This is a genomic window from Rhodococcus sp. 06-1460-1B, from assembly GCF_002258475.1.
Classification (GTDB): Bacteria; Actinomycetota; Actinomycetes; order Mycobacteriales; family Mycobacteriaceae; genus Rhodococcoides; species Rhodococcoides fascians.
In genome coordinates, this window is sequence record NZ_NOYS01000044.1 from 37716 (window position 1) to 52484 (window position 14769).

At 63.4% G+C, this 14769-nt stretch carries 14 protein-coding genes; 6 read left to right on the forward strand and 8 right to left on the reverse strand.

Annotated features, from left to right (window positions below; all coding sequences use genetic code 11):
• Positions 1–46: 46 nt before the first annotated feature.
• Positions 47–1519, reverse strand: a complete 1473-nt coding sequence (locus CH268_RS26955; protein ID WP_176458072.1) for a DUF2079 domain-containing protein — start codon at positions 1517–1519, stop codon at positions 47–49.
• 50 nt (positions 1520–1569) lie between these two features.
• On the reverse strand, positions 1570–2550 hold the full coding sequence (locus CH268_RS26960; RefSeq protein WP_027497694.1) for a GTP pyrophosphokinase: 981 nt from the start codon (positions 2548–2550) through the stop codon (positions 1570–1572).
• Positions 2551–2640: 90 nt separating this feature from the next.
• Between CH268_RS26960 and CH268_RS26965 the strand changes: the two genes are divergently transcribed.
• Positions 2641–3615, forward strand: a complete 975-nt coding sequence (locus tag CH268_RS26965; RefSeq protein WP_032383227.1) for a sigma-70 family RNA polymerase sigma factor — start codon at positions 2641–2643, stop codon at positions 3613–3615.
• Between the two features lie 6 nt (positions 3616–3621).
• Here CH268_RS26965 and CH268_RS26970 read toward each other — a convergent pair whose 3' ends face one another.
• On the reverse strand, positions 3622–4029 hold the full coding sequence (locus CH268_RS26970; RefSeq protein ID WP_032372903.1) for a VOC family protein: 408 nt from the start codon (positions 4027–4029) through the stop codon (positions 3622–3624).
• Between the two features lie 166 nt (positions 4030–4195).
• Positions 4196–4465: a hypothetical protein gene (locus CH268_RS26975; protein WP_032364406.1), complete on the reverse strand. Its 270-nt coding sequence runs from the start codon at positions 4463–4465 to the stop codon at positions 4196–4198.
• 267 nt (positions 4466–4732) lie between these two features.
• On the opposite strand from CH268_RS26975, the gene CH268_RS26980 reads away from it, so the two are divergent.
• Both CH268_RS26980 and CH268_RS26985 read left to right on the forward strand, forming a co-directional pair.
• Positions 4733–5914, forward strand: coding sequence for an NAD(P)/FAD-dependent oxidoreductase (locus CH268_RS26980; RefSeq protein WP_094666396.1), 1182 nt, complete (start codon positions 4733–4735; stop codon positions 5912–5914).
• A 58-nt stretch (positions 5915–5972) separates the two neighbouring features.
• Positions 5973–7199, forward strand: a complete 1227-nt coding sequence (locus CH268_RS26985) for a hypothetical protein (RefSeq protein WP_094666416.1) — start codon at positions 5973–5975, stop codon at positions 7197–7199.
• On the opposite strand, the gene CH268_RS26990 is transcribed toward CH268_RS26985, so the two are convergent.
• From CH268_RS26990 to CH268_RS27005, 4 genes are read right to left on the reverse strand one after another with little or no spacing between them, the layout of a single operon-like run.
• Complete coding sequence (locus CH268_RS26990) at positions 7116–8558, reverse strand: GntP family permease (protein ID WP_094666397.1); 1443 nt, start codon at positions 8556–8558, stop codon at positions 7116–7118. The genes CH268_RS26985 and CH268_RS26990 overlap by 84 nt on opposite strands.
• Complete coding sequence (locus tag CH268_RS26995) at positions 8555–9193, reverse strand: bifunctional 4-hydroxy-2-oxoglutarate aldolase/2-dehydro-3-deoxy-phosphogluconate aldolase (protein WP_094666399.1); 639 nt, start codon at positions 9191–9193, stop codon at positions 8555–8557. Before CH268_RS26995 ends, CH268_RS26990 begins: the two co-directional genes overlap by 4 nt.
• A complete protein-coding gene (locus CH268_RS27000) occupies positions 9190–10803 on the reverse strand; it encodes an N-acyl-D-amino-acid deacylase family protein (RefSeq protein ID WP_094666401.1) in 1614 nt (537 codons plus the stop codon). The genes CH268_RS26995 and CH268_RS27000 overlap by 4 nt, the downstream gene beginning before the upstream one ends.
• A 13-nt stretch (positions 10804–10816) precedes the next feature.
• On the reverse strand, positions 10817–12100 hold the full coding sequence (locus CH268_RS27005) for an alanine racemase (RefSeq protein WP_094666402.1): 1284 nt from the start codon (positions 12098–12100) through the stop codon (positions 10817–10819).
• Positions 12101–12214: 114 nt separating this feature from the next.
• Here CH268_RS27005 and CH268_RS27010 point away from each other — a divergent pair, with 114 nt between their 5' ends.
• From CH268_RS27010 to CH268_RS27020, 3 genes are read left to right on the forward strand one after another with little or no spacing between them, the layout of a single operon-like run.
• Positions 12215–13237, forward strand: a complete 1023-nt coding sequence (locus CH268_RS27010) for a sugar kinase (RefSeq protein WP_094666404.1) — start codon at positions 12215–12217, stop codon at positions 13235–13237.
• A complete protein-coding gene (locus tag CH268_RS27015; protein ID WP_052056490.1) occupies positions 13234–14031 on the forward strand; it encodes an IclR family transcriptional regulator in 798 nt (265 codons plus the stop codon). The genes CH268_RS27010 and CH268_RS27015 overlap by 4 nt, the downstream gene beginning before the upstream one ends.
• Positions 14028–14429 (forward strand): RidA family protein, encoded by a 402-nt coding sequence (locus tag CH268_RS27020; RefSeq protein WP_032372898.1) that lies wholly within the window; start codon positions 14028–14030, stop codon positions 14427–14429. The genes CH268_RS27015 and CH268_RS27020 overlap by 4 nt, the downstream gene beginning before the upstream one ends.
• Positions 14430–14769 lie beyond the last annotated feature (340 nt).

The window sequence follows — 14769 nt, forward strand, 5'->3', positions numbered from 1 at the left end:
GCGGTATCGAAATGCCCGAACTGATCGAAACCTTAGTAGGGACCGATCAGTTGCGGTGCAGCACCTCGATACCGTCCACGGAGTAGACGACGTCGTATCCGGTGGTCAGTGCCCGGTCGATCGCCTGCCGATCGCCGCGTTCGTCGGTCGGCCAACCCGCGGGCCGTTCTCGGTTGACGACGATCCAGTCCGGGACGGTCGAGTCGGTCGGTCGCTGCGGAAACACCGAGACGTCGTGGTCGGCAACGAGTTGTGCCACGAGGTTGTTCGACGCTGCAACGCGGTCACCGGCCGGGATCCACGCCGAGATGTCGCGGGCAGTGGCTGCTTGTGGATCGACACGCCACTCCTCGGCGTGCACCATCCGCGACATGGGCAGGAACGGTAGTGCCACCAATGCGAAAGCAGCGACGAAGGCGACGATCGCTCGTCGACCTCGTTCGGTCAGCTGGGCGTGGCGCTCGCTGCGTGCCAAGGCGTCGATCAGGGCGACGAAGACGATCACCATCAGAATGGCGTTGTAGTGGTAGATCGGTTTCCAGAAGTTGGTGTTGTCGCTGAGGAAACGCCAGGCAACCGTCGGTACTGCGACCAGCAGGAGTGGAGAGCGCAGCGCGAAGAACCCCGTGACGGAAAGCAGCAGAAACGCCGTTGCGGCACGGGAGTCTCCAGCAACCAGCCCGTGCGCGGTATCGGCGATCCCTTCGCCGATGGGCGGCAATTTCGAGCCCTGGCCGTACGAGTCGTCGGAGCTCAGCGCCGGAACGATCACCTTGACGGCCACTATCACCCAGGTCAGCCCCCACACCGCGGTCATCGCGCCCAGGATGCGCGTGCGGCCGGTGGTGAACAGGGCAACCAGTGCGCCGATGACGACGACCGTCAAACCCATGTCCTCTTTGACGAACACCAGCGGAAGAGCCCAGGCCAGAGCGGGCACCCAGCGTTCGCGAACGAGAGCCACCAGGGACATCGCCAGTAACGGCATCGCGAAGGCCACTTCGTGGAAGTCGAAGTTCAGCGCGGCTTGTACGCCCCACGACAGGCCGAACGCGCCGGCAATCACTGTTCCGACGACAGTGCCGAATTTCTGCACCGACAATCGGCTGATCGGAATCACCGCGAGCGCGAACAGAACCGCCTGAGCGACGAGCAGCGTCTCGGCATGAGGGAAGACGCGATACACCGGACCCAGCAGGGCCGTGATCGGCGAGAAGTGATCACCGAGGGTGTTGTAGCCGGTGCCCAGCAGATCGGAGGTCGGAGCCCGAAACTGCGAGTACGACGCGACCTGCTGCACGAATATTCCGAGGTCGAAGCCCGATGTGCGCAGTTGACGGTGGCCGAGAACGGACATCGTCGAGTACAGCGATGCAAGGAGTACGAACGCGACGGTCGGGACCATCACATCGGGAGACCGGAGTCTCCTGCGCAGACGGCCGATGGCACGTGTGCCGGTCGTAGTTGCGGCGACGCTATCGCCGTCGGTGACGACCTGGGATTTCTCGGTAGTGGTCACGAGATGGCATGTCTACCGGACCGACGTGAGATCTTCCTGAGAAACGCCGGTCAGCGCTTGCGTTTCTTTCCTTGCGTGCGCCGCGGCGGCTGCGAGGTCAGGTGGTAGTACAGCGCGTCCTCGGAGTCCTCCACTACGACGTCGATGTAGTCGCCCACCTCGAGGTAATCGTTGACTGCGATGCGATCGGTCGAGCCGATCACGGCTTTGACCGACCGTGCGGGGACGAGCCCACGGCGCCCGTCCGGACCGACGGCCAGGGCGTAGCGAGGGCCGGTGCGCGTGACGCGTGCCCGGATGAAGTCGGGGTCCTTGGGGATCGGGTCGGGTGCCACCACGCTGCCGTCCTTCGAGGCGGCGGTCAGCGAGTCGAGCTGCGCGGCGAGATCGTCGGCCATGGCGTCGACTTGATCGAGCAGGTGCGCCATGTGCGCGGCGTAATCCGTGTGCTTCTTGGTCGGTTTGAGTGCTTCACCGGGCTTGTACATGTCCTCGTGGGTCAGCTCGCCCCACGCGTCCTGCAGCCGAGTCTTGACCTGAACCTCCACCTTCACGTCGAGGTCGCCCTGATGAGTGGCCACTCGTACGACAAGCACAGCGTGATATGCCCGGTATCCGCTCGGCTTGGGAAACGAGACGTAGTCGGTGGGCGGCTGCGCGAACCGCACCGAGCATTTCGGATCGGTACACGCGCGCTCGAGTGCGGTGACGAACGAGAGCTGGTCCCGTGGGGTCTTGCACAGCACCTTGATGCCGACCAGATCGGGCAGTGCGTCGGCCACGGCGTCGGCGTCGTGCGGTTCGCTGATGCGTCCCTCGGACAGATATCGACGGAGTTTGTCGGCAGATCTACCAGGGTCCTTGATCCGCGCGGTCTGGGCATTGAGTCTGTCTCGGTCGACATCTTCGAGTATCTCGTCGGCGATGGTCTCCAGAAAATTCTGTGCGGTGACGAGTGCGGCTTCCCACGCGCGACGACGATGCAGATACAGCTCTTCTACCAAGTCGTCGATGCTGCTGAGCGATGTCACGAGCCGAGGTTAACCCAGAGGCCCGACCAATCCCGGCGGTGGCGCGCGATCGGCCGTCGATGCGACCGAACCCGGTTTAAGCTCTTCCGCATGACCGTGGCATCTGTGCAGAACGACGACTTCGTCGCGCAGTTCGATCCGTTCCGTCGCGAGCTGTTGGCGCACTGTTACCGCATGACCGGGTCCATCCACGACGCCGAGGACATGCTCCAGGAGACCTACATCCGGGCCTGGCGGGGGTACGCCAAGTACGAGGGTCGATCGTCGCTGCGCACCTGGCTGTATCGAATCGCAACGAACACGTGCCTCACCGCCCTCGAGGGGCGAGCCAAGCGTCCGCTTCCTACCGGGCTGGGCGCGCCGAGTTCGGGCCCGACCGACGAACTCGTGCAGAACAACGAGGTGCCGTGGCTCGAACCGATTGCCGACTCGGATCTGGCCGACTCGAACGACCCGGCCACGTTGGTGGTGGGGAGGGAGTCGGTTCGGCTCGCGTTCGTCGCGTCGCTGCAGCATCTGTCGTCGAGACAACGCGCAGTGCTGTTGATGCGCGAGGTGTTGCAGTGGAAGGCCTCCGAGGTCGCCGAGGTTCTCGCCACGACGACCACTGCGGTCAACAGCCTCCTGCAGCGGGCCCGCGAGCGACTCGACGAGATCGCTCCGGAACTGGACAACGTGGAACCCATCGAATCTGCCGAACTGCGCCAGCTCCTGGCCCAGTACGTGGAGTGCTTCGAGCGTTACGACATCGACCGGCTGGTCACACTCTTCACCTCGGACGCGGTGTGGGAGATGCCCCCGTTCGTCGGCTGGTATCAGGGAGCCGAGACGATCGGATCTCTCATCCGAAACAATTGCCCCGCACAGGGAGCGGGCGACATGCGGATGGTGGCAACATCAGCGAACGGTCAACCTGCGTACGGGCTCTACATGGTGGGCGAGGACGGAATACATCGACCGTTCCAACTACACGTTCTCGACGTCGACGCTCGAGGCGTCGGGCATGTCGCCTGCTTCTTCGATCTGTCGCTGTTCGATCGATTCGGACTGCCCGACCGCCTCTGAGCGACATCAGCTCGTCGGAACGGCCGAGGGGTCCATCCACATCACTTCCCACACGTGATCGTCCAGATCACGGAATGCTCGGCCGTACATGAACCCATGATCCTGCGGTTCCATCCACTTCGATCCACCCGCAGCGATGGCCGCGTCCGTGAGTGAGTCGACCTCGGCGCGGCTGTCGGCCGAAATACACATCAGTACCTCACGAGCCGACGTCGTGTCGCAGATCGAATCGGAGATGAAATCCCCGAACCTCGATGTGGCCAGAAACATCACCGTCGCCTGGTCGCTGACGATCATCGAGGCGGTGTTCTCGTCGCTGAAAATGTCGTTGAACTCGAAGCCGAGACCCTCGAAGAATGCGCGGGTGGCCACGACATCGCGGACGGGCATATTGGCGAACAGCAAACGGGACATGGATGACACCTATTCGTCGGGTACCGGCACGACCGTCGAACAACGGTCGTGCCGGTACTGACAACGGTCCGTCGACAAATTCACCGGTGCCGTGTCCAGACACAACGCGACCCCGCCGAGACGTGCTCGACGGGGCCGCGGACTGCGAAATAAAGGGGGAAGGACGTTACCGGGTGATCTGCGCGAGGCGGGAAAGCATCCGCGAGAAAACTCGGCCGTCGTTGCCGAGATCGGCGTAGGGGTCTGCTGTGGTGTCCGACACGGTAGCGTCGGGCGTCACGGCAGCGAGGGTGCGCGCCAAGCGGGTGCGGCGCTCGATGGCGTCGAGGATGTTGGCGTCCAGCGTTGAAACTTCGTCGAAGAGTTGGTCGACGTCTGCGATCGCATTGTCGGCATTGCTGGTGCCGGCTGCGAGCGAATCGATCTGAACAGTCACATCGTCTCCTTTTGTTCGCGTCCTGAGGTGTGAGTCGTTCGTCCGAGCCGAACCGTTACAACCCAAAATGTGTGAACGCGATGTTTCGTCTCGCAAACCAAGATGCCCACTGGACGGGCCTGGGCCAACCTTTACGGGGTGTGATGCTGCATACAGTTCGTTCGGTTCGATTTGTTCCGGCCTTCCGAACCGAGGCGTCGGAGTGGTTGCGCTCACGCGGTTCCGGGTAGCCAGGTCGTCGATACCCCCACGTGCAAGGAGTGAGCGATGCGATACGACTACCTGATCATCGGCGGCGGAATGGTTGCCGACAGTGCTGCTCGTGGGATTCGTGAACAGGACGCAACGGGTTCCATCGGGATCTTCGGAGCCGACTCCGACGAGCCGTACACGCGCCCCGCGTTGTCGAAGAAGTTGTGGACCGACAGCGAATTCGGCCGTGATCAGGTTCCGCTCGGTACCGCCTCGGACACCGGTGCCGAGGTCCATACGGGTACGCGTATCGCGTCGGTGGACCGGTCGAAGCAGGCGGTCACGACAGCGGACGGCGAGAACCACGAGTACGCAACGCTCTTGTTCGCAACCGGCGCAGCGCCGACGCAAATCGACCTGTCGCCCAGTCCGCGAGTGATCTACTTCCGCACCTTCGCCGATTACCGGATGTTGCGGGAACTGACCGAGACCGCGGAGCATATAGCGGTGGTGGGCGGCGGCTACATCGGAACGGAAATCGCAGCAGCGCTGTCTCAACAGGGTGTCAAAGTCACGCTCGTCACGTCCGACGACGTCGTGGGCAGCCACATGTTCCCCCGCTCGCTGGCCGCCGGATTCGACAAAGGGTTCTCCGATCACGGGGTCACCGTGCGCCGAGGAACCAAGGTCACGTCGGGTGCGGAGGCGTCGGCTCGTGTCCAGCTGCAATTGGACGACGGGTCCGCGGTGGAAGCAGATGGGGTGGTGTTCGGCCTCGGTGTCCGGCCCAGCACAGACCTGGCCGAGGCGGCAGGTCTCGAGGTGGACAACGGCATCGTCGTCGACGAGTTCCTGCGCACCGCGGACGAGCACATCTACGCGGCCGGCGACGTGGCCAACTATCCGGACGCCATTCTCGGTCGCCGACGCATCGAGCACGTGGACAACGCAACCGAGATGGGCAAAGCGGCGGGTCGCAACATGGCAGGTGCCGGCGCGGCCTACACCTACACTCCGTACTTCTACTCCGACGTGTACGACGACGGCTACCAGGCAATCGGAACGGTGGCAACGTCGCTGAACACGGTGGAGGACTGGAAGACGATCGGCAAGGAAGGCGTCGTCTACTACCTCGACGACGATGCCGTCGTGCGCGGGGTACTGATGTGGAATGTCTGGGAGGGGCTGGACGAGGCGCGCACCTTGCTGGCCGAGAAGAAGCCTCACACGGAGGAAACCCTGAAGGGGTTGATCTGAACTTTCTGGAACACTCGACGGCGAGCACGCCGGACCGCGGTGCGACCGAGGAGAAATGATGTCTCAGTTCGATGCAGGCGATTCGGCACAGCAGCGCGCTCGATTCGATGACCGGGTGCATCGCCTCTGTGCCGACTGTCGGCTACCCGGCCATTCCGAGCCGTTGTCCGACGCCGCCGCAACGGCCGTCGCGGCGGGCAGGGTCGATGAAGCAACCAGAACGGTGCTCATCGCTCGGTGGCGTGCGGGGCGTTCTCTCCCGTCGGTCGGGGGATTCGGAACCTTGCGGCAGTTGGTGGACGAGCGGGATCGATGGCGTGCCAAGGATTCGTCGGGTAAGCCCGGCGCGGCCCTGGTCTACAAGTTGCGAGTCGCGGAGTCGAACAAGCGGATCGAGCATCTGCGAACCACGGTGGTGATGTCGAACCGGCACTACGCCAACGGCGTCCGCGCGGCACGCAAGGAACGTCGCGAAGGTATTCATCTCGACCTGGAACAGCGCGACGCGGTCTTCGATGCACTGATGCACACGCCCGCACCCATCAAATACGGGGTGCTCGCCGAGCGAGGTCTGACGTTGGCGGACGCCGCAAAGGATCGAGTCAGCACGCTTGCACGTAGAACGCCCATCGACAAACGGGTGCAGTGGGCAGCCGGGGTGGTCGATCAGTTGATCGATCGCAAAGACGACCGATTCTCGGACCGCTACGACACGCTGCTGTTTCTCGCGGGCACCTCGTTCGATCGCATACATCGCTCGCCGGCGTGGCAGTCGACGTACTTCGAGTTTCAGCGAAGCCAGGTCGATCTGTTCGTCGAGCTCGCCGAAGTCTCGGTCGATGCAACGTCTTTGCGCTCGGTAGGGGACGAGTTGATCCGTATAGGTCGGACGATGGTCGACGAGGACACGGCGGAACAGGTCGAATCACGTCGCCGCGCACTGGAAGTCGTATGGACCCAGTTGACGGGACGAGTTGCTGCGCTGGTTCGTTTGGCCGATCTGGTCGAATCTTCGGAGGGTGAGGCACGTACGTCGGACGCCATGGCTCGCGCCCACAGCCTGGACGATCGAATAGACGATCTCGTCGGACGGTCGGGGAGCCGGGAGATGTCGGCAGAGAACACGCACTTCGTCGGTGATCAGGTGCACTCCCAGTGGCGCGATCAGGTGCCCACGTCGACACCCGACCGCGCCGTCGAGCTAGGCGATGATCGCGAAGAGAATGCCGGCGACCGCGAAGCTGACCACGGACAGAATCGTCTCGAGGACGGTCCACGTCTGTAGCGTCTGCTTGACGGTGAGGTTGAAGAACTTCGAGATGATCCAGAAGCCTCCGTCGTTGACGTGGCTCGCGATGATCGAGCCCGCTGCGATGGACATGGCGATCAATGCGACGGCGGGGGCCGAATAGTCCTGCGCTGCGACGAGTGGGCCCACGATGCCACCGGTGGTGACGATCGCGACGGTGGCCGAACCCTGTGCGACACGCAGTGCACAACTGATGATGTACGCCAGGACGATGATCGGTAGACCTGCCGCCGCCATGGTGTCGGCCAGTGCAGTGCCGATCCCGGTGGCAGAGATGACCTTTCCGAAGAAAGCGCCCGCGCCGACGACGAGCAACAGCATGCCCACCGGGCGCAACGACTCACCTGTGAGCTTGCTCAGCTCCTGAACGGTGGACCCGCGGCGTATACCCAGAACGTAGAACGCGATCAGCACGGCAATGAGAAGTGCGACGGCCGGAGTGCCGAAGAATGTCAGCACCTCGAGCAGATTGCCCGGGTCGAGGAGGATGCTGCCGAAGGTGGCACCGAGGATGAGGACCAGCGGCACTGCGATGATCGCGCCGATGGTGCCCACCGAGGGAGGCGTCGTGACTACCGGTCGTGCAGTGGTGACGGCACCGGCGCCACCGTTCGAGTCGCGGGGCGAGTCGTCCCCATCGTTGATGAAGTCGTCCGGAACCTCGACGATGACGCGCTTACCGATCCAGTTTCCCCATACCAGGCCCGCAGCGATGAATCCGGGTATGCCACAGATGAAGCCGAACAGGATCAGCCAACCGAGATTGACCTCGAGCAGTCCACCGAGTGCCACCGGCCCGGGGTGCGGCGGCAAGAATGCGTGCGTCATCGACAAGCCGGCGAGCATCGGCAACGCGTACAGCACCAGCGACTTTCCGCCTTGGCGCGCGGCGACGTACACCAGCGGGGCGAGCACGAAGATGCCGATGTCGAAGAACACCGGGATACCGAAGATCAATCCGAGCAGGCCCATCGCGACGGGTGCGCCGCGCTCACCGAAGATTCCGAGCAACTTGGCGGTCAACGCCTGTGCGCCGCCAGACTTTTCGAGTATGGCCCCCAGTACGGTGCCGAGGCCGATGATGACGGCGATATGCCCGAGAATTCCGCCGAAGCCGGTCTCGAGCAACGACTCGTTGCTCTTGATCGCGGTTCCGACGATTTGATTGACCGGAAGACCGGCAGCCAGGGCCAGGCCGAGTCCGACGATGAGCAGTGCGACGAACGGTTCCAGTTTGATCTTGATGATCACGACGAGCAACACGGCGATTGCTATACCGCACAGCACCAGAAGGCCGGGTGTCGAGGTTCTCAGCCAGTCGACGGCAGAATTCATGACAGTTCTTTCTCGTTGGCGGTTTCGATGGCGTGGACGAATGCCCGGGCCCGTGCTGCGATGTCGTCCCACTGAGCGGTAGCAACAGAATTCGGCGGCACCACATCCGTGCCGGCAGTTACAGCCACTGCTCCGGCTGCCAGAAAGTGCGCGGCATTTGCGGCGTTGACGCCGCCGGACGGGACGAGACGTGCATCCGGGAACGGACCGAGCAGATCCTTGAAATAGGCCGGTCCGACGGTGCGCGCCGGGAAAATCTTCACCGCGTCTGCACCGAGGTCGAGCGCGGTCATCACCTCGGACGGGGTGAGTGCCCCCATCATCAGCGGTATGCGCGCGGCGGTCACCACGGCGGCGACGTCTGACCGCAGCCCGGGTGTCACGACGAAACTGGCACCCGAGTCCAGGGCGGCCCGGGCTTGATCGGCTGTGAGGACCGTTCCGGCCCCCACGATGGCACCCGCATCGGATGCGGCGCGGATGAGGTCGAGGACTCCCGGCGTGGTGAACGTGAGCTCCACGGCGCGAATTCCGCCGCCGGCCAGGGCGTGTGCGAGTGCGGCGGGATCCGAGATGCGCGGCGCGCGCACCACAGCGAGTGCGCGGTCTTCGAGAATTGCCGTCAGTGCATTCACGACGTCTGCTTTCTGGCTGAGTCCATACGCAGGGCATGGCCTGCCAAGGAGTGGGTGGGAAGGAAATCGTCTATCGCGAACGAGCCGTTGACCATCACGTGGCTGATTCCCTCGGCCTGCTGTTTGGGCTCCTCGAACGTGGCGGTGTCTCGAACGGTGTCCGGGTCGAACACCACGAGATCGGCAGCATGACCCACGGCGATCGTGCCGCGCCTGCGCAGTCGTAACCGTGCAGCCGGACGACCCGTGAGGTGATTGATGCACTCCTCGAGTGAGAGCAGTCGCTCGTCCCGCACGTAGTGGCCCAGATAGCGGGGGAACGTTCCCCACGCACGCGGATGTGGCTTTTCGCCTACGAGAATGGCGTCACTGCCGCCCATGTGGCGCGGATGCTGCATGATCTCGCGAACGTTCTCCTCGTGCCCGACGTGCTGCAGGATGGTCGTGGCCAGAGCGTCGCGGCGTAGAAAGTCGAAGAACACGTCGACCGGCTCGAGCCCTTCGTCCGCCGATATGTCGGCCATCGTGCGACCGACGTACCGGTCGAGTTCCGGGTTCGATACTCCGCTGAGCTGAATCGTCTCCCACTCGACGGTGACTCCGTGGCAGCCGTCCGAGCCGTCGACATCGACGTCCTGCGCTATGCGGCGACGCTCGGCCGGATCGTCGAGTCGTTCCAGCGCTCGGTCCGGCCCACCCGACATCGCCCAACTCGGCAGCAGCGCAGACAGAGTCGTGGCCCCGGGGAGGTACGGATACGTATCGAGCGTGACGTCGCAGCCGTCGGCGATCGCGGAGTCGACAAGATCGAGAAATTCGCGTGCCCGCCCACGATTGACACCGAAGTTCATCGTTGCGTGGGTCAGATGCAGGGCGCATCCGGTTTCTCTGGAGAGATCGAGCATCTCCTGGTAGGCGTCGAGTGCACCCGCGCCGTACGACCGGGTGTGGGGAGCATAGAACCCGCCGAAGTCTGCCACTACCTCACACAGTGCTCGTAATTCGCTTGTGCCAGCATACATTCCGGGTGTGTAGGTGAGTCCGCTCGACATTCCGACGGCACCGTCCTGCAGGCCCTGCGCCAGCAACTCCTGCATGTGGGTGATCTCGGACGGCGTTGCGGGACGTCGATCGGCACCGACGGCCAGGTAGCGCAGCGTTCCCTGCGGAACCAGATATGCGGCGTTCGGGGTGATGCCTCGGTCGAGTCGGGCGAGATACTCGGCAACCGTTCGCCAGGAGAAGTCCAGATCGACGGGATTGCCGTTCCACCCGGCGATCTGTCGCCGGATGACGTCCAACGTCGCATCGTCGATGGGCGCGTACGCGATGCCGTCCTGTCCGATCACCTCGGTGGTGACACCCTGGCTGATCTTGGCGAAGTGCCCAGGATCGGTCAGCAACCCCAGATCGGAGTGCGCATGCATGTCGATGAAGCCGGGGGACAGGACGTGACCTGGTGCTGCATCGACGATTCTGTCTGCACTGGAAAGGCTTCCGGGCTCGACGAGTGCTGCAATGGTGCCATCACGGACGAGAACGTCCCGACGCAGCCGCGCGGAACCGGTGCCGTCGATGACGTCGAACCCGCGAAATAGTGTGTCCGCCATCAAGTTCTGCTTCCTAGAAAAAGGTGTGTATCAGATCGACCACGAGTGGGTCGTCGCTGTCCGAGTCGTCCACGACGGGGATCAGACGCCATTTGTCGAACGCAGTGCAGGGGTGCGAGAGGCCGAGCCGCAGCACCGCCCCCACCGGAAGTGTGCCGGCGTCGTCTGCCGGTAGTCGAAGAAAAGCATGCTGGTCGTTGAGTGCCGTCACCTCCGCGGCCGGATCCAGGACTTCATTACCTCGAACACGTTGCGGGACGGGCATTCCTTCGTCGAAAGGAAAGTCGCGCTTACCTGCGTCCAGCAATGCGAGGCCGGGCTCGGGGCGTGACACCACTCGCGCCCATCCGTGCATCGCAGAAACCAACGGCGTCTCGGTTCGGGCGGGAGTCAGCGGTGAGATCTGCGAATAGAAGCCGTCGTCGTGCGCCACATAGGCCCCGGATCGGAGCACGACGTCGGTGCGCACGCCGTTGCCCGAGGTCAGAGAATGCAGGCGTTCGACCACCAGATCCTGGTACGCGCTCCCGCCTGCGGTCACAATGGCGTGATCGCCGTACAGTCCTTCGGCATCGAAGGTGCGATGCAGTGCGGCGAGAGTGTCGAGGTAGGTGCGTACTGCCGCGAGACCGGCCTCGGAACGGTCGTGGCTCAGGGCACCCTCGTAGCCGCCCACACCGGCCAGTGCGAGGCGTGGTGACGCGGCGATCTCCCGTCCTACTGCGACGGCCTCCTCGGTCGTTCGCGCGCCGGTTCGTCCGTGCTCGCCGCCGAGTTCGACGACGACGGACACCGGTCGATCGCCGTGGTCGGCAAGGATGCGGTTCATCTCTCGCACCGTGGCGACGCTGTCCGCCCAGCAGTAGAACTCGAACTCGGGATGCGAGTCCAGTTCGGCGGCAACCCAGTTCAGAGCAACAGGATCGACTTCGGCATTGGCGAGAACGATTCTCTCCACACCGAATGCGCGTGCCACCTGAACTTGCCAACCGGTAGCGAGGGTGATGGCCCAGCAGCCCGCATCCAGTTGCTGCTTCCACAGTTGGGGAGCCATGGTCGTTTTGCCGTGGGGTGCCAGGAGGACGCCCGCCTTCTCGGTCCACTGCGCCATCACATCGACGTTCGATGCGATGCGTGTCCTGTCGAGGGTGAGTACTGGGGTGGTGAACTCCGACAGCCGCGGCGCGGTGGCCAGAAAGCTCTCGGCGCTCTGTCCCCACGATCTCGCTGGAAGCGATTTGTGTTCGGGCCCCAGGAGTCGTCGACTCAGCGCCTCGACTCCGGCAGTGTCGATCACGTCAGTCTCCTCGAGTTCTGCGTTGCGCTATATGCAACGACGGTTGCGTATCGTGTCTTTCATTTGTAGTCTGCATCCAACGATGCATTCCCGCAAGAGTTCGAGGAGACGGACATGGCAGCCCCCCGGGTGGTGTGTGTAGGCGAAGGCCTCGCTGTCCTCGTCGCGGACCCTGGCCCACTGGAACGGTCGGAGACGTTCCATCGGACGGCTGGAGGTGCGGAAGCCAACGTGGCTCGTGTCCTCGTCCAACTGGGAATCGAGGCTGCGTGGGTCTCGCGGGTGGGTGACGACGGGTTCGGCCGATATCTGGTCGCGGAACTCGACGCTGCTGGTGTGGACACGGCGGGCGTGATCGTCGATAACGGGCGGCCGACGGGCCTCTACATCAAGGAGCGCGGATCGGGGTCCGATCACCGTCACGACCTGCCTCTGGGAGACAGCGCGATGACGTACTACCGGTCTCTTTCGGCTGCTACTGCGCTCTCGCCCAACGATATTCACGACGAGGTGCGAGCGGCGATCGACTGCGCCGACATCGTCCATTTCACCGGCATCACCGTCGCCATCTCACCCACTGCGGAACAATTGACGCGAAGCCTGATGGCCGGCCCGTCCACTATCAGCTTCGATCTCAACTATCGGCCGGCCTTGTGGGCCGGGCGTTCGGACGACGCGGCCCGCGTCCTCGGTGAGCACGTCCGCGGTAGCGACATCGTGTCGATGGGTGCCGACGAGGCCGCTTCGGTGTTCGGGACCTCGAGTCCAGTGGAACTACGCGAGATGTTTCCCGAGCCCCGTCATCTGGTGATCAAGAACGATGCGCACACGGTGACGGCATTCGAGGGAGTCGCGCGAGTCGACGTCCCCGCATTGACACTCGACGTCGTCGAAAAGATCGGTGCAGGTGACGCTTTCGCCGGCGGCTTTCTGGCCGCGTTCCTGATGGGATACAGCGCGGCGCAGCGTGTGCGATTCGGACATCTCTGTGCCGCAGGCGCATTGACCGGCCACGGTGATGTTGCGAAAGTCCTGCCGCACGACGAACTGGCAGCACTGGCCGGAATCGACGACAATGCGTGGGCGACACTCGACTACGCGGCCGTGGCAGCGGTGCACACCGAGGCGGCGTTGTGAGCCAGAGCTTGTCGAGGGCGCTTACGATCCTGGGTTTGCTCGGGGACGGATCGAAGTCACTCGACGAACTCGCCGCAGTCCTCGGTGTACACAAGACGACGGTGCTGCGACTGCTTCGGACCATGGAATCGGACAGGTTTGTCAGCCATGGAGCAGATCACCGGTACCAACTCGGTTCGAGGCTGTTCGAGCTCGCAAATCACGCGCTCGAGCAGCGAGACGTGCGCACCGTCGCGCGACCGCATCTCGCTGCACTGAACTCCGACACGGGCCAGACGGTGCACCTGGCCACGTACGAGGCGGGGGAGGTCATCTACATCGACAAGTTCGACGCACAGCAGAGCGTGCGGATGTACTCACGCGTCGGCCGGCCGGCACCGCTGCACTGCACCGCGGTGGGAAAGATACTGGTCGCAGGCCGCCCGCGCGCCGAACGAGAAGAGATCGCTCGACGCATCACGTACACGCCGTTCACGGAACGCACGATCAGCACACCGGAGCAGTACCTGCGCGAGCTCGAGCTCGTGGACCAGCAGGGTTTTGCGGAGGACCGTGAAGAACACGAGTCTTTCGTCAATTGCATCGGCTGCGCGGTGCGCAACGGGACCGGAGACGTGGTGGCCGCGGTGTCCATGTCGGTACCGGACATGTTGCTCGACCATCAGCAGGTACTGGCTGCGCTGCCCGCAGTGCGCGGCACGGCAGCGGCAATTTCCGAAGGACTGGGCTGGCGGCCGCCCGATCGACATGACCGCTCACTGACAAACGACAGTTCGATGGAAGGAAAATCATGAGCGAAAAGATCGAAATCCGCACCACCGGTGCCCCGGCCCCGGCACACACCTTCTCCCAGGGGGTGCGGAAAGGGCCGTTCGTGCAGGTTTCCGGTCAGGGCCCGGTGGATCCGGCGACGAGCGAATACCTGTTCCCAGGTGACGTCGCCGCGCAGACCACTCGAACCTTGGAGAACGTCAAGGCAATCGTGGAAGCCGGCGGCGCGACGTTCGACGACGTCGTCATGCTGCGCGTGTACCTGACCAAGCGTGAGGACTTCTCGATCATGAACGACGCCTATGGCGAGTTCGTCTCGGCGCACACGACAGGCGACGTGCTGCCGAGCCGCACGACCGTGTTCACGGGACTCCCGCGCGAGGAGATGTTGGTCGAGATAGACGCCATCGCCGTCGTCTGACTGCACGCCCGACCTAGATGTTCACACGAAAATTACATCTGACCAGGCGATTTGCGTAAGCGTTGGTCTTCGCGTAACTTTTGTCGAGTCAGAGCGACACGGACACCGACCCGGTCTTCACAAACCGGGACAACGAGGTTGTACGGAGTACGTCCTGAACAACCCAGACAAGGCAGAGGTTATCAGCCATGTCTGGGGTTCGAGCGTGTAAGCCCCGGACGTTGCCGTTCACACGGTAACCATGGTGTGTGCGTGTTCTTTGAGAACTCAACAGTGTGTCGATGAATGTCAGTGCCGAATTTTATTTGGTGAAAGCATTCGATGTATCAGCCATCCGCTT

Excerpts from the sequence above, each read along its gene's own strand:
- CH268_RS26990 (WP_094666397.1), bottom strand. The coding sequence starts at position 8,558 with ATGAATTCTGCCGTCGACTGGCTGAGAACCTCGACACCCGGCCTTCTG.
- CH268_RS26965 (WP_032383227.1), top strand. The coding sequence starts at position 2,641 with ATGACCGTGGCATCTGTGCAGAACGACGACTTCGTCGCGCAGTTCGAT.
- CH268_RS27020 (WP_032372898.1), top strand. The coding sequence starts at position 14,028 with ATGAGCGAAAAGATCGAAATCCGCACCACCGGTGCCCCGGCCCCGGCA.
- CH268_RS26980 (WP_094666396.1), top strand. The coding sequence starts at position 4,733 with ATGCGATACGACTACCTGATCATCGGCGGCGGAATGGTTGCCGACAGT.
- CH268_RS26970 (WP_032372903.1), bottom strand. The coding sequence starts at position 4,029 with ATGTCCCGTTTGCTGTTCGCCAATATGCCCGTCCGCGATGTCGTGGCC.
- CH268_RS27010 (WP_094666404.1), top strand. The coding sequence starts at position 12,215 with ATGGCAGCCCCCCGGGTGGTGTGTGTAGGCGAAGGCCTCGCTGTCCTC.
- CH268_RS26985 (WP_094666416.1), top strand. The coding sequence starts at position 5,973 with ATGTCTCAGTTCGATGCAGGCGATTCGGCACAGCAGCGCGCTCGATTC.
- CH268_RS27000 (WP_094666401.1), bottom strand. The coding sequence starts at position 10,803 with ATGGCGGACACACTATTTCGCGGGTTCGACGTCATCGACGGCACCGGT.